This is a genomic window from Neptunomonas japonica DSM 18939 (assembly GCF_000422765.1).
In the GTDB taxonomy this organism is placed as follows: domain Bacteria; phylum Pseudomonadota; class Gammaproteobacteria; order Pseudomonadales; family Balneatricaceae; genus Neptunomonas; species Neptunomonas japonica.
Window position 1 is genome coordinate 284,561 of record NZ_KE383915.1, and the last position, 18,058, is coordinate 302,618.

The 18,058-nt window shown below is 43.4% G+C and carries 16 protein-coding genes; 1 reads left to right on the forward strand and 15 read right to left on the reverse strand.

Annotation, left to right across the window (positions count from 1 at the left end):
- Window positions 1–11: 11 nt before the first annotated feature.
- The 10 genes from trpA to leuC all read right to left on the reverse strand — a co-directional run bounded on the left by trpA (window position 12) and on the right by leuC (window position 12,225).
- On the reverse strand, window positions 12–815 hold the full coding sequence (trpA, locus tag G511_RS0119135) for a tryptophan synthase subunit alpha (RefSeq protein ID WP_028471071.1): 804 nt from the start codon (window positions 813–815) through the stop codon (window positions 12–14).
- A gap of 20 nt (window positions 816–835) precedes the next feature.
- A complete protein-coding gene (gene trpB, locus G511_RS0119140; RefSeq protein WP_036552497.1) occupies window positions 836–2,026 on the reverse strand; it encodes a tryptophan synthase subunit beta in 1,191 nt (396 codons plus the stop codon).
- A gap of 13 nt (window positions 2,027–2,039) precedes the next feature.
- Window positions 2,040–2,666: a phosphoribosylanthranilate isomerase gene (locus tag G511_RS0119145; protein WP_028471073.1), complete on the reverse strand. Its 627-nt coding sequence runs from the start codon at window positions 2,664–2,666 to the stop codon at window positions 2,040–2,042.
- Window positions 2,667–2,725: 59 nt separating this feature from the next.
- A complete protein-coding gene (gene truA / locus G511_RS0119150; RefSeq protein ID WP_028471074.1) occupies window positions 2,726–3,583 on the reverse strand; it encodes a tRNA pseudouridine(38-40) synthase TruA in 858 nt (285 codons plus the stop codon).
- On the reverse strand, window positions 3,580–6,531 hold the full coding sequence (locus tag G511_RS0119155; protein ID WP_028471075.1) for a FimV/HubP family polar landmark protein: 2,952 nt from the start codon (window positions 6,529–6,531) through the stop codon (window positions 3,580–3,582). The genes truA and G511_RS0119155 overlap by 4 nt, the downstream gene beginning before the upstream one ends.
- A gap of 174 nt (window positions 6,532–6,705) precedes the next feature.
- Entirely contained in the window at window positions 6,706–7,728 is a 1,023-nt protein-coding gene (locus G511_RS0119160) for an aspartate-semialdehyde dehydrogenase (protein WP_028471076.1), read from the reverse strand.
- A gap of 63 nt (window positions 7,729–7,791) precedes the next feature.
- Window positions 7,792–8,907, reverse strand: a complete 1,116-nt coding sequence (gene asd / locus G511_RS0119165; RefSeq protein ID WP_028471077.1) for an aspartate-semialdehyde dehydrogenase — start codon at window positions 8,905–8,907, stop codon at window positions 7,792–7,794.
- 104 nt (window positions 8,908–9,011) lie between these two features.
- Entirely contained in the window at window positions 9,012–10,094 is a 1,083-nt protein-coding gene (leuB, locus tag G511_RS0119170) for a 3-isopropylmalate dehydrogenase (protein WP_028471078.1), read from the reverse strand.
- 28 nt (window positions 10,095–10,122) lie between these two features.
- Window positions 10,123–10,770, reverse strand: a complete 648-nt coding sequence (gene leuD / locus G511_RS0119175; RefSeq protein WP_028471079.1) for a 3-isopropylmalate dehydratase small subunit — start codon at window positions 10,768–10,770, stop codon at window positions 10,123–10,125.
- Window positions 10,771–10,803: 33 nt separating this feature from the next.
- Window positions 10,804–12,225, reverse strand: a complete 1,422-nt coding sequence (gene leuC, locus G511_RS0119180) for a 3-isopropylmalate dehydratase large subunit (protein ID WP_028471080.1) — start codon at window positions 12,223–12,225, stop codon at window positions 10,804–10,806.
- Between the two features lie 277 nt (window positions 12,226–12,502).
- On the opposite strand from leuC, the gene G511_RS0119185 reads away from it, so the two are divergent.
- Window positions 12,503–12,766, forward strand: a complete 264-nt coding sequence (locus tag G511_RS0119185) for a hypothetical protein (RefSeq protein WP_028471081.1) — start codon at window positions 12,503–12,505, stop codon at window positions 12,764–12,766.
- A gap of 16 nt (window positions 12,767–12,782) precedes the next feature.
- On the opposite strand, the gene hisA is transcribed toward G511_RS0119185, so the two are convergent.
- The 5 genes from hisA to G511_RS23455 form a co-directional block, all read right to left on the reverse strand.
- On the reverse strand, window positions 12,783–13,547 hold the full coding sequence (gene hisA, locus G511_RS0119190; RefSeq protein ID WP_028471082.1) for a phosphoribosylformimino-5-aminoimidazole carboxamide ribotide isomerase: 765 nt from the start codon (window positions 13,545–13,547) through the stop codon (window positions 12,783–12,785).
- 107 nt (window positions 13,548–13,654) lie between these two features.
- Window positions 13,655–13,906, reverse strand: a complete 252-nt coding sequence (minE, locus tag G511_RS0119195; protein ID WP_028471083.1) for a cell division topological specificity factor MinE — start codon at window positions 13,904–13,906, stop codon at window positions 13,655–13,657.
- Window positions 13,903–14,715 (reverse strand): septum site-determining protein MinD, encoded by an 813-nt coding sequence (minD, locus tag G511_RS0119200; RefSeq protein ID WP_028471084.1) that lies wholly within the window; start codon window positions 14,713–14,715, stop codon window positions 13,903–13,905. The genes minE and minD overlap by 4 nt, the downstream gene beginning before the upstream one ends.
- A 44-nt stretch (window positions 14,716–14,759) precedes the next feature.
- Window positions 14,760–15,455 carry a septum site-determining protein MinC gene (gene minC / locus G511_RS0119205; protein WP_028471085.1) on the reverse strand — a complete coding sequence of 232 codons (696 nt, stop codon included), beginning with the start codon at window positions 15,453–15,455 and terminating at the stop codon, window positions 14,760–14,762.
- Between the two features lie 254 nt (window positions 15,456–15,709).
- Window positions 15,710–17,764 (reverse strand): PAS domain S-box protein, encoded by a 2,055-nt coding sequence (locus G511_RS23455; protein WP_156905255.1) that lies wholly within the window; start codon window positions 17,762–17,764, stop codon window positions 15,710–15,712.
- Window positions 17,765–18,058 lie beyond the last annotated feature (294 nt).

The window sequence follows — 18,058 nt, forward strand, 5'->3', positions numbered from 1 at the left end:
ATTCGTTATTCTCAGGCGTCCATAGCACTGCGCATTTGTGCAATGATAGCAGCGACATCAATAGAAATCTGTTCTGGTTGAGATACTTTTTCAGCAATCGCATTAACCAAGACACTTCCTACAATTACGCCATCTGCTACTTTAGAAACAGCCGCGGCTGTTTCTCCATCGCGAATACCAAAGCCAACACCCACCGGCATATCTGTATGACGACGTATAACCTCAAGCTTTTCAGCAACTTCATCAACATCTAATGCTGCCGAACCTGTTACACCTTTAACAGAGACGTAGTAAACATAACCTGAACCAAACTCGCAAACTTGCTGAATGCGACTTTCTTCTGTTGTTGGCGCTAACAGATAGATCACATCCAAAGCATATTTTTTCATGATAGCAGCAAACTCAACAGACTCATCCGGCGGAAGGTCTACCGTCAACACGCCATCAACGCCAGCGACACTAGCTTGCTTAGCAAAGCTCTCATACCCAAGTGTTTCTATTGGGTTAAGGTAGCCCATCAAAACAACAGGTGTTTGCTTATCCACTACACGGAACTCTTTGACCATCTCCAAGATATCCAGAAGACGCGTACCGTGACGCAGTGCTCGCTCACATGCCAACTGAATCACCGGCCCATCAGCCATTGGATCCGAAAATGGCACGCCTAGCTCGATAATATCAGCACCAGCATCAACCATAGCGTGCAATAGTGGCACAGTAACTGACGGCTGAGGATCACCCGCAGTCACATACGGAATAAGCGCCTTTCGGCCATCCGCTTTAAGAGATTCGAAACATTGATTAATACGACCCATTCTCAAAATCTCCTTAACTACTAAATTTCAATACCATCAATACCGGCGACGGTATGAATATCTTTATCACCACGACCAGACAGGTTGACCACAACAATCTGGTCTTTATCCATCTCTTTGGCAACTTTAATGGCGTGAGCAACAGCATGACTAGATTCTAGGGCAGGCATAATACCTTCCACTTTTGTCAGCATACGAAATGCATCTAACGCTTCTTCATCAGTGATAGCTGCATATTCAGCACGACCGGAATCTTTTAACCATGCATGCTCCGGACCTACGCCTGGATAATCTAAGCCCGCCGATACAGAGTGCGTACCTAGAATCTGCCCTGCATCATCAGACATCAAATAACTTCTGTTTCCATGCAAGACTCCCGGACGCCCTGCACATAAAGGAGCTGCATGCTGCCCAGTTTCAACACCGTAGCCGCCAGCTTCAACGCCAATCATGCGCACATCTGCATCTTCGATAAACGGATAAAACAAACCAATCGCGTTAGAGCCACCTCCAACACAAGCAACCAAAGCATCCGGCAGACGCCCTTCATGCTCAAGACATTGCTGGCGTGCTTCACGACCAATAACACACTGAAAGTCACGCACAAGTTTAGGGTAAGGGTGCGGGCCTGCTGCCGTGCCTATAATGTAGAAAGTATCATCCACATTAGTCACCCAATCACGCATTGCTTCATTCATTGCATCTTTAAGTGTGCGAGTCCCTGACTTAACAGCAACTACTTCAGCACCTAGCAATTTCATGCGATATACGTTCAATGATTGGCGATGAACATCATCAACGCCCATATAAACTTTACACTCAAGCCCTAAGCGCGCGGCAACCGTGGCAGAAGCAACACCATGCTGCCCAGCACCTGTTTCTGCAATAATGCGAGGTTTACCCATAAACTTAGCTAGTAACGCTTGACCAATGGTATTATTAATTTTATGGGCGCCAGTGTGGTTTAAATCTTCACGCTTCAAGTAAATTTTTGCACCGCCAACTTCTTTAGTTAAGCGCTCAGCAAAATACAACGGCGATGGACGGCCAACATAATGTGCTAAATCATGATCAAATTCTTTTTGGAAGTCCGCATCAGCTGAAAGTCGCTCATAAACCTTTTCAAGGTCCTTCAGAGCTCCCATTAGCGTTTCAGATACAAAACGACCGCCGTAAGGACCAAAGTGCCCTCGCTCATCAGGCAGCTGCATGAGAGCAGCCAGATCAGTTGTTGTTGGCACGTGCCACCTCTTTAAAAAAACAATTAATTTTATTCGCGTCTTTAAGACCCGCAGATTCTTCTACCCCGCCGCTAACATCAACAGCGAAGGGTTTTACTTGTTCAATTGCCTGCGCAACATTCTGTGTAGACAAGCCACCAGCCAGAATAATACTAGAGCGCATAGACTGCGGTATTCGATCCCACTCGAAGGATTCGCCAGTCCCACCCGGCACCCCTGCTTTATATGCATCTAACAACACAGCACGTGACGAAGAGTAACTACTAGCTTCTCGCTCTAAATCAAGACCCGGCTTCATTCGTAACGCTTTAATATAGGGGCGATCAAACTGCATACAATATTCGGGGGATTCTTTACCGTGAAATTGCAGAAGATCAACCTTTGTCAGCGCCAATATCTCTTTAACAGCATCGGGGGATTCATCTACGAACAATGCAGTCGTCGTGATAAAAGGCGGAAGTACTGAGATGATATCCGCAACGATAGAGGGCTCAACGTATCGAGGACTTGGCTTATAAAATACAAAGCCAAGAGAGTGCGCCCCAGCAGCTATAGCTGTAAGCGCATCTTCTACACGAGTGATACCGCAAATTTTTACGCGTACTGCCATGATTAAGTCGATATATGATTAGGCAAAGAGGGAATTCTAACAGAAGTAACGTCTCAACGTTAGCCAGTAATATTAAGGAAATAAGGGCCTAGTTCAGATTTTGGCAACGCGTAACTCTGCGGATACTTCACATCGACAAAATATAAACCTGAAGGTGGTGCAGTTATCCCTCCAGCACAGCGGTTTCTAGCTTCTAATACTTGCTTAGCCCAGATTGGTTCAGCTTCACCTGCACCGATACTCATTAGCACGCCGGCGATATTTCTAATCATATGGTGTAGAAAAGCATTAGCTTGCACATCAATCACAATCAACTCACCCGAGCGATAAATATTTAATGCTTTGACGTCTCGTACAGGGCTTTTAGCCTGACACGCTACCGCGCGATATGAAGAGAAGTCATGCACTCCTACCAAGTGAGCACCCGCCTCACGCATCCGCTCAATATCCAGAGGCTTATAAGTCCAAGTAACGCCCTTAGAAAGTAATGCCGGTTTAATTCTAGTGCTATATATCAAATAACGATAACGACGCTCTTGGGCACTGAAACGCGCATGAAATGTATCATCTACAGGAGTAGCCCAACGTATCGCAATATCATCAGGCAAATTACTATTGCCTCCTAGCACCCATGCACGGTTTTCGCGTTTTGCATGAGTATCGAAGTGAATTATTTGATAAGTGCCATTCACTCCAGTATCGGTTCTACCCGCACATACAACAGTTATCGGCTCATTCGCAACAACTGAGAGTGCTTTATGCATATGCCCTTGAACAGTAGGGACTTCATCATTCTTCTGAATCTGCCAACCGTTATAAGCAGCCCCAGCATACTCAACACAAAGCGCATAACGATAAGAAGGGGCGACCGAAGCCGCCCCTTTCTCACTGTCCAGCTGAGTTATTTCTTGCGTCAAACAAGACCTCCTAACAACTCTGTCGCTTCATCTTTTTGTGAGTCATTACCTTCTTGGGCGATCTCTTCAAGAATATCTCTAGCACCTTCAACATCATCCATATCGATATAAGCTCGAGCAAGGTCAAGCTTAGTTTCAACTTCATCAGCCCCATCCAAGAAACCCAAAGCATCAAGAGAATGCTCCTCTTCTGAAGAAGACTCCTCTAATGCTATATCGTTATCGGTGCTGTTGAGCAGCGCTTCTAATTCATCATCAAGCTCGGCATCTAAATCATGCTCAATATTAGATGTTAGCTCGCGAGTGACTTCTTCATCTGTAGGCGTACCCGGCAATTCATCACCGGGTTCATCAAGGCTCAGGTCATCTAGATCAAAACCAGCCACATCCATTGGTGCTTCTTGCTCAGGCACACCAAGATCAAGCTCTTCAGGATCATCTAACAGCTCAGCCACTTCTGGGTGAAGGTCAGCAGCATCCGAGATGTCCCCACTTTGCTCAGGAAGAGTAACTTCTTCAGCAGTTGAGTCGTCATCATCAAGACCCAAAACATCGTCTAGATCACCAAAGTCATCTAAATCACTGTTACTTCCTAGAGCGTCTTCATCCAAGGAAGCAAGTGAGGCGCTCAGCTCGCTATCACCAAGACCTTCACGTTCAGGCACTTGTGCTTCTTCATTTTCTAGAAGTGAATCGAGATCTGCTATCAAATCCGTTTCAAAATCCAGATCGCTCTCATTAGAACTAGGCTCAACCTCTGCTTCAGGTGCAGAATCAACCATATCAAGGTCATCTAATTCAAAATCGAGTTCATCAAGCTCGTCTTCCAAATCTTTCATCGCTGAACCTGATTCAGCAGGCTCAGGTTCTGCTTCACTCAAATTAAACTCGAGCTCTTCATCATTGCTAACAATTTCATCATCAGCAGTGACAGGCTCATCATCTAACTGATCAAGACCCAAGGATGCCAACGACTCTAAGGAACCCTCTTCGTCAGCAGTGTCAGAAATAGGTTCGACCGCATCCATGCCAGAACGCACATTGCTTTGACGAGACTGCTCTAGAGCATCTAACTCATCATCATCCGCCAGTAACTCGTCTAATGCCGTATCGGCGGCTAATCCACTACCAGGAAGGTCTCCTAACTCAAACTCATCTTCTAAATCTGAAGACTCAGGCGCAGACTCAGCCAAATCTAATTCAGCTGAGTTATCCATATCAGCCAGCTCATCTAAGCCCAAATCAAACTCATCATCAGACTCATCATCTAGAATCGACCCCAACAGGTCGTCATCACCAAGACTATCTGCCACTTCTGTGTCAGGTACTTGTTGCTCAGAATCTGCCACAGCATCATCAACAGCCATAACATCCAGATCATCTTCAAATGAATCATCCAGATCTAAGTCCATATCTAAATTCAGATCATCAAGGTCGTCAAGATCAAACTCGCTAGAAGCAACGTTTTCGCTTCTCTCTTCTGATGCTTCTTCTGCAGCAGCCTCAGCAAGGTCATCAGAAACCTCTTCTAGCTCAACAAGCGAAGCTTCCTCATCAATTGCGCTATCATCTTCAATATCTACCGCATTAAAAAACTCTTCTTCCTCAATGGCTTCTCCAGCTTTTTTCTTGCGACGTAGCATTAACCACAAGCCTACCAACACTGCGATAAGCCCACCGCCAATACCTGCCAAATATTCGGGCGCTTGGAGAATTTTATCTATTAAGCTTTTTTCAGGTGGCGGGGGTGGTGCGATAACAGGCGCTGAAGGCTTGTTCACTTCCGTTTGTAACGCAGCCAACTGCTGATCTTTAAGCTCAATAAGGCGTTGTAATGAATCTAGCTGCTCCTGAATAGCATCTAATTTATCATTAAGATCTACGTTATCTCTTTCCAGACGATCTAGAGATTCCATCGAAACGGCTAACTGGTTTTCTAATGATTCATTCTTTTCAATAAGCTGCTGTTTTTCAAGATCTTTAGTTTGAACACTTTGGTCATCTACAGCCGCTTCATCTTTACCCACTGCTTCTGCAGGCGTGACAACTTTTAATTGCCCACTATTTGCCTCATCAGGCTCTTGAGAATCCGCGGCTTCACTCTTTAAACTTTTTTTTGATCCGTCAATAGGTGCTTTATCAGGCGCAGGAGCTTTGCCCTGCTTCCATAACGCTGTTTGCCTATGAACTTCTGCAGCAGCTTGCTTAGAGCTTATAGCCCGCGCTTCAGCTTCAGTTGGAAGATTAAGAACAACACCCGCTTTCAGATTGTTAATATTTCCATCAGGAAAAGCCAGCGGGTTTTTCTTATGCATTGCGACCATCATCTGATAAGACGATATATCAGGCGCAATTCGGTTATCCAGAGCTAACCCCCACAAGGTATCTTTTACATCGACATACGCTTGTGTCTTTTTATCCATCCGCGTACGAATGTTAGAAGGGTTTTTCTTAGCACGTCTCGGTACAGGCGCTTGTGCTTGAATGTTTGACCGAGTGTCTACTGACGAAGAGACTGCAGGTTCAACAAATTTTTGCGTAGGCGACGGGTCAAAAACAGGGGGATCAAGTAACAGCGTGTACTCGCGAACCAGTCGACCACTTGGCCAATTAACCTCTACTAAGAAATTTATAAAAGGTTCTTTCACGGGCTCTCTGGACGTCAGTAAAATAACACCGCTACCGTTGGGGCTAACTTTTACTTGAAAACGGATATCAGACAGCGCTCTTTGCTGGCTTAAGCCTGCCAGTGCAAACTCGTCTTGGTCTGCCATTCGAGGCCGAATCTGTAAGGGGTTTAAATCCCGTATCTGGTGCAGCTGAATTTCTGCGTTCAGAGGCTCATTTAAAGCCGATTTAATCTTAATATCACCAAGCCCTAACGCGTTCGCCTGTGTTGATACAAGAGCACCTGCAACAGCCAGACTTAAAGCAAGTTTGCGCAGCATTTTATTTTCCTTAAGTTACTTACTGATTATTTCTTGCATAATCAGCAAGTTGCCGATCCGATATGTGATCAAAGTATTGTTAATAAGTGCCAATCGGTCAAGAAACTGAGCAAATAAGAGTGTAATTTGACTAATTACACCCATATTTATCAATCAAGCGGCAGATCTAGCACTTTACAGGTAGTCATTTATAACTAACTCAGCCACCTGCACTGCGTTCAAAGCAGAACCTTTTTTTACGTTATCGGCCGTTATCCATAAACTTATACCTTGATGACCATGTAAATCTTCACGAACACGACTTACATATACAACATCACTGCCGGCAGCATCTGTAACTGGGGTTGTAAAATCCATTTCAGGATTTTTACCAATGACCTCAACACCTTCAACAGCCTGCAATATTTCCGTCACTTCATCAGCACTAATATATGCTTGGGTCTCGATGGAGACTGACTCACTGTGGCCAAAAAATACCGGCACACGAACACAGGTAGGATTAACACGCACAGAAGCATCATCCAAAATTTTCTGCGCACCTAACACCAAGTTCATCTCTTCCTGAGTATAGCCATTTTCAAGAAAGTTACCGGCATGAGGAACAACATTGAAAGCAATTTGCTTACTAAAGACGTGAGACTCGATTTCTTTTGCATTGAGCAGTTGTGTTGTCTGCTTAGCAAGCTCTCCGACACCTTTTCTGCCAACGCCTGATACAGCCTGATACGTTGATACATTAATGCTTTCAATGCCAACAGAGCGATGGATTGGCGCTAACGCCAACAACAACTGCGTGAGAGGAGCATCAGGAATACTGATCATATTTCTAATAGAGAAGTCTGCAACTCTATATGCATTAACTTCTGGGATCACCAAAGGCACATCAGGGTCATTACAAAACGCTGCACTCATATCGATAACTACACATCCAGCGTCTGCTGCGATTGGTGCATACTGAATTGCAACTTCCTCAGTGGCAGAGAAGAAAGCGACTTGTGCTTGACTGAAGTCAAAGTCAACAACACTTTGTACTGTCAACGTCTGGCCTTTAAAAGTAATTTTTGTACCTGTACTGCGCTCACTTGCCAGCAGGTATACATCCCCTACTGGAAAAGCTCTTTCTTCAAGAGCACTTAAAATACTTTCACCAACCAATCCGGTGGCGCCCACAACAACAACATCAAACACTCTATCCATTACACCCTCAAAACAAAACAGCCCGAACAATGTCGGGCTATTGAAAACTAAATGTGAATTTTATCAGGCTTGTTCAAGCAAGATTCGTAGCATACGACGCAACGGCTCAGCCGCACCCCATAACAACTGATCACCAACACTGAAAGCATTTAGGTATTGACCACCCATATTCATCTTACGCAAACGGCCTACAGGAACACTCAATGTGCCAGTAACTTTTGAAGGCGTTAACTCTGCTGCCGTAAGATCACGTGAATTAGGAACAACCTTAACCCAATCATTTGCTTCACCGATCATTGCTTCAATTTCGTCAATCGGAAGATTTTGCTTGAGCTTTATAGTGAATGCTTGGCTATGGCAACGCATAGCACCGATACGCACACACGTTCCATCAATTGGAACAGGGCTCTCAGAACGGCCAAGAATTTTGTTAGTTTCAACAAAGCCTTTCCATTCTTCTTTGCTTTGTCCATTCTCCAATGCGACATCGATCCAAGGAATAAGGCTGCCAGCTAATGGCACACCAAAGTTGTCTACTGGCATGCTTGAACCGCGAATGGTTTCCGCAACACGCTTATCAATATCTAAAATGGCGCCATTAACGTCTACTTGATCTGCAACAGAATTATGAATAACACCCATCTGGCTGATCAATTCACGCATGTGACGCGCCCCACCACCGGAAGCGGCTTGATAGGTCATCGATGTTAACCATTCAATCTGGCCAGACTTAAACAGCCCTCCCAAACCCATTAGCATTAGAGAAACAGTACAGTTACCACCGATAAAGTTCTTAACGCCTGCTGCCAGGCCTTTGTCGATCACCTGACGATTTACTGGATCCAATACAATGATACTGTCATCAGCCATACGCAATGAAGAAGCCGCATCGATCCAGTAACCTTGCCAACCAGACTCACGTAGTTTAGAGAATACCTCTTTCGTATAGTCACCGCCCTGACAGGAAATAATAGCGTCCATCGATTTTAATTCTTCAATATTGGTGGCATCTTTAAGTGCCGGAATCGACTTTCCAATATCCGGGCCAGCTCCGCCAACCTGTGAAGTAGTAAAAAAGACAGGCTCATCGATAAAATCGAAGTCGCGCTCTTCCATCATGCGTTGCATCAGCACGGAACCCACCATTCCGCGCCAACCGACAAAACCTACACGTTTCATTGGTATCCCCAATTAAATAAATTACAAAGTACATAAAAACAAAAGCCGACCTCCGAAAAAGCCGACCAATTACACATTATGCTCTAATTAAAGCTTGATTAAAATTAGCCTTTAAGTGCAGCAACGACAGCATCGCCCATCTGAGCGGTAGTAACCGCTGTCATTCCATCAGACATAATATCAACGGTACGTAAATTCTGATCCAGAACCTGGCTCACAGCAGCTTCAATTTTATCTGCTGTATCACCTTCATCTAGAGAGTAACGTAACATCATAGCGACTGAAAGAATGGTTGCCAATGGGTTTGCCTTGCCCTGACCTGCTATATCTGGTGCAGAACCATGACATGGCTCATACATCCCTTTACCGTTAACATCCAAAGATGCTGAAGGAAGCATGCCGATTGACCCCGTCAGCATTGCTGCGGCATCTGATAATATATCACCAAACATATTACCAGTAACCATAACATCAAACTGTTTTGGCGCACGAACCAGCTGCATTGCGGCATTATCAACGTACATATGACTTAACTCTACGTCTGGGTATTCCTTAGCGAGTTCTTCCATAATTTCACGCCACAGTACTGTTACTTCTAGTACGTTAGCTTTATCAACTGAGCACAGTTTTTTATCGCGCTGGCGTGCCGCTTCAAATGCTACCCGACCAATACGACGGATCTCATTTTCATCATACACATAAGTATTATAACCTTCGCGAACGCCACCCTCTTTAACACGAACACCACGAGGCTGGCCAAAATAGATGCCACCTGTCAGCTCGCGAACAATTAAAATATCTAAACCTGAAACAATTTCAGGCTTCAATGAAGAGGCATGCGCTAGTTGAGGATAAAGAATAGCTGGGCGTAGATTACCGAACAAACCCAAGCTGGAACGAATACCCAACAAGCCCTTCTCTGGGCGAATCTGGAAATCAGGAATAGTATCCCATTTAGGCCCGCCAACAGCACCAAGAAGAATAGCATCTGCTTTTTTAGCAGCTTCTAGCGTTGCTTCAGGTAACGGTACACCATCGGCATCAATGGCCGCACCACCGACTAGCGCCTCTGTAAATTCAAGCCCTAGTGAGTACTGATCATTCACTAGCGTCAAAACACGCTTAGCCTGCTCTACAATTTCGGGACCAATGCCATCACCTGGCAAAATCAGAACATTTTTACTCATTTCAAAACCCTTAACTTATCTACTTCTATTACTTGATGGCGTCAAACAACCATGGAGCTTCTTGGCGACGGCGTGTTTCATAATCTTTTATATCTGCTGAATTTTGAAGCGTCAAACCAATATCATCTAAGCCATTTAACAAGCAATGCTTACGAAAAGAATCTACTTCAAATTCCATTTCAGCTCCACTTGGCGTAACAACAACTTGCTTCTCAAGATCAATTGTTAACTGGTATCCTTCAACAGCTTCAACTTCACAAAATAATTGATCAACCTGTTCATCATTAAGAATGATGGGCAACAAACCATTTTTAAAACAATTGTTATAGAAAATATCAGCAAAGCTAGGCGCTATCACGCAACGAATACCAAAATCATCCAATGCCCATGGCGCATGCTCTCGACTTGAACCACAACCAAAATTCTTGCGTGCTAACAATACGGCAGCACCTTGATAGCGATCTTGATTTAAGACAAATTCAGTATTTAATGGGCGACCCGCACAATCCTGATCAGGCTGACCTTCATCTAAATAGCGCAATTCATCAAACAAGTTAGGACCAAAGCCTGAGCGTTTAATAGACTTCAAGAATTGCTTAGGAATGATCATATCAGTATCAACATTGGCACGATCTAACGGTGCAGCAATACCGGTTACTTTAGTAAAATTTTTCATTATATTCTTCCTTCTCAATAAGCCACGGCGGGCTTAGCTGCTCATCAATTCACGAACATCAACAAAGTGTCCGGTAACAGCTGCCGCTGCGGCCATTGCAGGGCTCACAAGATGTGTACGTCCACCAAAACCTTGACGACCTTCAAAATTACGGTTGCTGGTAGAAGCGCAATGCTCACCACTCCCCAACTTATCAGGGTTCATTGCCAGACACATAGAGCAACCTGGTTCACGCCACTCAAGGCCCGCTTCAACAAATATTTTATCTAGTCCTTCTTTTTCTGCTTGTGCTTTAACTAATCCAGATCCTGGAACGACTAATGCCTGCTTAATTGTCGAAGCAACTTGACGCCCCTTAACCACATCAGCCGCTGCTCGCAAATCCTCGATACGCGAGTTAGTACAAGAACCAATAAATACACGATCCAACTGAATGTCTGTAATCTTCTGATCAGCATTCAACCCCATATACTGCAAGGCACGACGAATACCATCAGCTTTTGTTGGGTCTGATTCTTTCTCAGGGTTAGGCACTGTAGCCGTTACATCTACCACCATTTCAGGAGATGTTCCCCACGTAACCTGAGGAATAATATCTTCAGCCTTAATAACAACAACCGTATCAAACTCAGCATCATCATCTGACACTAGACCTTTCCATGCAGTCGCTGCCGCATCCCACTGAGCTTCTGTTGGTGAGAACGGGCGCCCTTTAAAGTAGTCAATGGTTGTCTGATCAACAGCAACAAGGCCTACTCTAGCACCGGCTTCAATCGCCATATTACAAATCGTCATCCGACCTTCCATTGAGATGCTACGAATTGCTTCGCCACCAAACTCAATAGCACAGCCATTACCACCGGCTGTACCAATTACGCCAATAATATGCAATACAACATCTTTTGCGGTAACGCCAACACCTAGCAGGCCATCGACACGCACCAACATGTTTTTCATTTTCTTAGCAATCAAACACTGAGTTGCCATCACATGCTCAACTTCAGAAGTTCCGATACCATGCGCTAACGCACCAAACGCACCGTGCGTAGAAGTATGAGAGTCACCACAAACAACAGTCGACCCAGGAAGAGTCATTCCCTGCTCTGGGCCCACAACATGAACAATACCTTGGCGTGTATCATTCATTTTGAACTCAACAACGCCGAAATCATCACAGTTATCGTCCAAGGTTTGTACCTGAATGCGCGATACAGGGTCTACGATTAAGCCGACACCACCCGCACGCTCTGTTGTTGGTACATTGTGATCCGGTGTCGCCAAATTGGCATCAATACGCCATAATTTTCGACCAGCAAGACGTAACCCTTCAAAGGCTTGTGGCGACGTAACTTCGTGAAGAATTTGCCGATCAATATAGATTAATGCACTACCATCTTCATTTTGACGAACAAGGTGCTGATCCCATAATTTGTCATATAATGTCTTACTCGCCATCAGAACCCTCTCCTGTATCTGGCTAAAAACGCTTCTAAGTAGCTACGCAAACTAGTTAGAACCCTGTTTGCACGCCACTTATTAGCATGCAATCTTTAATATATCGCCATCCTAATCGAGCCCTACGAATTATACAAATTCATATTTTTTATAGTTTGAATTCTAAATAGGAATACATGAGCAGACTCATTTCCAAAACTGTTATATATCAATGCTAACTAGCTTAAACACTTTAAAATAAGACCTAACTTAGGCGTTAACCAAACAGGAGGTATCAATGAAACCCAACGCCACAACAGCCATGGAACAACTGATTGAGGAAGTACGCTTTGCAATTCCTTTTGAGCTTCCTGTCAGTGACCTCTGTTCTGGCATCTGCAATGGTTGCTCAAAAAAGCTGATAGATTTTCTTGATATAGAAATAGGTGATTGGGAGCAGCGGCTGCAGCAAGGAGAAAAACCAGGTTTGGGGGACATTGAAAAACTAGCCAAGACCAGTCGAAAGATCTACCGTGTTTTGCAGAAAAACCAACTAGTCTAAAGCTAACCTTATTGCTTTACGATGTAGCTTTTTTATTCCAATCAATACACGCATCAAGCGTCACACCAGAGCCACCAAAAACATCCAACGCACTACCGATGGTTAAATCAACTTTATCATTTGACAAAAGACTGACCTGCTGTAGGTCGTCAAGCGAGCGTGCACCGCCTGCATAAGTAACAGGTATAGTAACTATCTCACCCAGCAACTTAACCAAGTTCTTATCAATACCTGCTTGCAAGCCTTCGACATCAGCTGCATGAATTAAAAACTCAGCGCAATGCTTTTCAAGCTCACGCAATGTCTCTAGATCAATACGGGTTTCAGTCACGGTTTGCCAACGATTCGTTGCTATATTCCAACCAGAATCTGTGCGGCGACAGCTAAGATCCAAAACCAACCGCTGCGAACCTACTTCAGCTTTAATCTTCTCAAGGCGTTCCCATGAGAAGCGGCCATTTTCAAAAAGATAAGAGGTAACAATCACATGAGAAGCGCCTGCTTGAAGAAAATCAGAAGCATTTTCATGATTAACTCCTCCACCAAACTGCAACCCGTCAGGCCAGGTATTCAAGGCCAATAATGCCTGTTCCTTATTCCCAGAACCAAGCGCGATAACATGCCCCCCCGTAAGGTTATACTCATGGTACAAGCGTGCATAATAAGCCGCATCATAGGCGCTCACAAAATTTGTTGTTGCGCCGTCATCATTAAGACTACCACCAACAATTTGCTTCACTTGGCCTTGATGCAAATCGATACAAGGTCGAAACTGAGTCACTCTCCTCTCCCGTCTAAAAACGACTTATTTACAGTATTAAAAACATTACTGTAAAACTGCCAAGCCATTTATTCATACTTATTTGCCATGCGTTATTCACACAACGGTTATTCCGGCAATGTGATATTAAGCTCCAGTACTGAGCAGTCGTCATTGTTATCTAGCTGCACCGACACTTGGTCATTTTCAATATTCACGTACTTACGAATCACGTCGATAATTTCTTGCTGCATTAACGGCAGATAATCCGGTTGCTGACGCTTATTACGCTCATGAGCAACAATAATCTGTAAGCGTTCTTTAGCTACTGATGCTGATGCCTTTTTCTCTTTCTTCAAAAAGTAGTTAAAAATACTCACTTCTTACCTCCTAACAAGCGCTTCAAAAAACCAACTTTCTGAACTTCAAGAAAACGGTGTTCTGCTTCTTCGCCTAACAGTCTCGAGACAGCATCAAGATATGCCTGACCCGCTTCAGAGTCTTGATCTAAGATCACCGGAGCGCCTTGGTTTGATGCTTTAAGTACAGCCTCAGATTCTGGAATTACTCCCAACAAAGGAACAGCCAAAATATCTTCAACATCGGCAACACTCAACATCTCTGCTGCAGCTACACGCTCTGGGTTATAACGAGTCAGTAGCAAATGCTCCTTAACCGAACCACCTTGCTCAGACTTTAATGATTTGCTCTGTAGAATTCCCAAAATACGATCTGAGTCACGCACAGAAGAAACTTCTGGATTAGTCACCACAATCGCCTCATCTGCAAAATACAGGGCCATCTGGGCGCCCTGCTCGATACCTGCAGGCGAGTCACATATGATATATTCAAAGTCTTTCGCTAAGTCATTCAGTACCGTCTGTACACCCTCCATCGACAAAGCATCTTTGTCGCGAGTTTGTGACGCCGGTAAAATAAATAAACCGGGTGTACGCTTATCTTTAATCAGCGCCTGATTTAAGCTCGCTTCCTTATTAATAACGTTAACAAAATCATATACGACACGTCGCTCACAACCCATGATCAAGTCAAGGTTACGTAAGCCCACATCAAAATCTATCACAACTGTTTTAAAGCCACGCAGTGCCAAGCCTGTTGCGATTGCAGCACTCGTCGTTGTTTTACCTACACCACCTTTACCGGAGGTCACTACTATAATTTTAGACACTTTTATTCCTCATAACCCGATTTAGTCAACCCATACTGCAGCATTTAAATAGCTGCAACCTGAATGGATTCACCCTCTAAAAACGCATGCGCTGGCTGCTTCCAGCACTGCTCTCGCAACGTATCATTTAATATAAAATAGCCAGCAATAGAGACTAATTCAGCTTCCATTTGGCGACAGAAAATACGTGCATCAGTGTCACCTTTAACACCCGCTAAAGCTCTACCACGTAACGGACCATAAACATGTATATGACCATCCGCCAATACTTCGGCCCCTTCACTAACAGCGGCCATCAAAATCAAGTCTGAACCTTCTGCATAAATCTGCTGGCCTGAGCGAACGGGTTTAGTAATAACCATACTCGGTCGAAATTCGGCCTGCTGTATATGCGAAACCGGTTCAGCTTGTATTTCAGTCGCTCTCGTATTCGATGCAGGTAATGATGCCATCCCAAGCTGTCGAACCGTACTGAGCAAATCATCAGCAACTGCTTTACATGCCATTGGCTGCAAACCTAGCTCACGGCACGATGCAACTACTTGAATAAGCTGGTCTGGCTGTAAAACACCATTATATTGAGACAAATTAAGTACTAGAGGAGATGCATTAAAAAACTGCGGCGCTGAATCAATTTTTTCCTTTAGTTGCTGAAAAAAAGCAGCACAAGAATAATCATAAAGATCCATAACAACCGCTGTCACAGCGGTACCTTTCATCTGAAAACAAACATCTGCCATTCAGCAATCCTAACCTACAAAAACCGGCACATAACTAACCCCAACAGCGCTTGCCGTTAACCTCAACTGCTGGGTAATTAATCAACACGTGAATAATTCTGGGCGACTACTTTACCAAATTGCCATGACGGCAGGAAAGCAATCACAGCATTGATCATAAAATATATTACGCATGTGCGAAAAATACTACGTATTGTAAAGTAAAGAGAATCTATTGAGTTAGAAAAGTTCCATTTTTAAGGAGCACATAGCCATTACTCCGCTTGCAATGCAACTTGGGCAAGTGCTTCATCTCTAAATGCATCAAGGAAAAACATATACCTATTTCTTCCTTCTTTTTTAGCTTGATATAAAGCAAGATCTGCATTTTTAATAACATCTTCAGAATCACCACCATCCTGAGGAAATAGACTAACCCCTAAACTACAAGTCACCTTAAGTTTCTGGTTAGCTATTAATAGCGGCTTACTTACAGCATCCAAAATATTATCGGCAATTTTTTTTGCATCATCACGTCCGTTAACGTTTTGCAATAAAAGTGTAAACTCATCCCCACCAATACGGGCAACCGTATCTGACTTACGTACACATAAAAGTAACCGCTCAGCAATCACTTTCAATAGCTCATCACCCGCATCATGCCCAAGCGTATCGTTAATCAGCTTAAACTTATCTAAATCGAGCATAATTAAAGCTAACTCAGATGTAGAAGAGCGTAAGCAAACAGCTGCTGCCTGATTTAGTCGATCATTAAATAATCGGCGATTTGCCAACCCAGTCAAAGGGTCATATAACGCCAGCTTTTCGAGTTGATTCTGCACTTTCTTTTGCTCAGTTATATCTTCACTAACACTCACAAAGTGCGTTATCTCACCATCTTCATCGCTAATGGGTGATATCGACATAAAGGACCAATAAAAAGCACCACTTTTGGTTCTATTATAGGTTTCCCCTCGCCAGTCCCTGCCCGATAGAATTGTTTGCCATAAATCTCTATGAGTTTGTTCTGATGTATGCCCTGTACTTACAATGGAAGGAGTTTGCCCTACTAGTTCACAGGAGAGATAACCAGTAATATTGCAAAAGCTAGGGTTTACATATTCAATAACTCCTTGCTTATTGGTAATCATAATAGAGCTACCTGCGTGCTCAACAGCCAAAGATAGTTTTTTCAACTCCATTTGCGAGCGTTTTTGAATTGATATATCTGTTATAAAAGCAAATACACCTGAGCCATTTTCAATAGGCCCACCTGAAAGCTGAGCATAGATTAGCTCACCGTTTTCTTTTTTAAGTGCAGTTTCCAAGCTCCAATTTTTATAATCCTGCAACGTTTTTAAAAGTGTATTAATCAAACTCGCATCGGGTGAAGATAAAAGAGAATAAATAGAGCGTCCCAACAACTCTTTGCTAGCAGATGAAAGCATCTGGCAAAAAGCGACATTACAATGAGTAATATTTAACGATTGATCTAATGTGATAAAACCATCGGGGGTAGTGGAAATAAACGAACGAAGCATTGCCTCACTTCTTTCAAGCTCACGCTTAGCACTCTTTTGCGCTGTCACGTCGTTAATGATGGAGTATAAGATCTCTTTACCATTGGAATTAAAAGGGCCAGATACAACTGCTACGTCACGTATATCACCATTTTTAAGCTTATGCTGAAAATTAAAAAAGTTTCTCTCTTCCTGCTTTGCTCTCTCTATTTCAACCTGTATTTGTTCTGCAGGCAAGATGTTCAAATCAGAAATGCTTAAGCTTTTCAGCTCTTCAATGCTGTAACCATAATAAGTTTGTGCAGCAACATTTGCATCTATAATAGCCCTACTTTCTGGATCGATAAGAAGCTGTATTGCCTTGCTACGCTGAAAAAGCTGGCTATAAATATCTTTAGCTTCATTACGCTGCATATCAGATACTTTGCGTTCGGTAATATCAATAACATAACCATAAGCGTGTTGTGAAATACCTCCACAAGACATGGGAATCAAGGTTCTATCAATAACCCACCTATATTCACCCGATTTATTTTTAATTCTATATTCTTGCTCAAAGCTTTGAGTACCAAGCTGACAATGAAGATCAACCTCTTCGCTTATCTTAGGAAAATCGTCTGGGTGAATTAAGTCCGAATAATTAATTGCTCCAGCAGTAAAGTCATTTGTGCAATAACCTAGCTGCTGAATATTTTCTGAGACATAAGTGACAGACCAATTTTCACTAGGCTTCCAAGTAAAGAAGATCACAGGTCCATTGATATGTAAGAAGGCATCTTGAGGGTTCATTGCATTTACCCCGATTTTCACGATATAAGTCCGTTTAGAACAACGACCTAATCCTTTAAAATCTAACTATCCAAAGACAGTTGCTAAGATAATAATTACACAATGAGATGTTCATTGAATTGATTTATAACAATATAATTTCCTAATCCCTTCCTAAAATTAGTTTGAATTTACACACCCTCTTTGCAGGCACTAAGCCAAGCCCATCTCCCTATTCCCCAACTCCAGGCATAAAAAAACCCTGATCACGAAGTGATCAGGGTTCTCTATTAAAAGCTTGGCGATGACCTACTCTCACATGGGGAGACCCCACAC

Coding starts and splice junctions, on each gene's coding strand:
- G511_RS0119155 (WP_028471075.1), bottom strand. CDS start 6,531: ATGCTGCGCAAACTTGCTTTAAGTCTGGCTGTTGCAGGTGCTCTTGTA.
- leuB (WP_028471078.1), bottom strand. CDS start 10,094: ATGAGTAAAAATGTTCTGATTTTGCCAGGTGATGGCATTGGTCCCGAA.
- minC (WP_028471085.1), bottom strand. CDS start 15,455: ATGGCAGATGTTTGTTTTCAGATGAAAGGTACCGCTGTGACAGCGGTT.
- leuC (WP_028471080.1), bottom strand. CDS start 12,225: ATGGCGAGTAAGACATTATATGACAAATTATGGGATCAGCACCTTGTT.
- G511_RS0119145 (WP_028471073.1), bottom strand. CDS start 2,666: ATGGCAGTACGCGTAAAAATTTGCGGTATCACTCGTGTAGAAGATGCG.
- asd (WP_028471077.1), bottom strand. CDS start 8,907: ATGAAACGTGTAGGTTTTGTCGGTTGGCGCGGAATGGTGGGTTCCGTG.
- leuD (WP_028471079.1), bottom strand. CDS start 10,770: ATGAAAAATTTTACTAAAGTAACCGGTATTGCTGCACCGTTAGATCGT.
- trpB (WP_036552497.1), bottom strand. CDS start 2,026: ATGCAGCTGCCTGATGAGCGAGGGCACTTTGGTCCTTACGGCGGTCGT.
- G511_RS0119160 (WP_028471076.1), bottom strand. CDS start 7,728: ATGGATAGAGTGTTTGATGTTGTTGTTGTGGGCGCCACCGGATTGGTT.
- trpA (WP_028471071.1), bottom strand. CDS start 815: ATGGGTCGTATTAATCAATGTTTCGAATCTCTTAAAGCGGATGGCCGA.
- G511_RS0119185 (WP_028471081.1), top strand. CDS start 12,503: ATGAAACCCAACGCCACAACAGCCATGGAACAACTGATTGAGGAAGTA.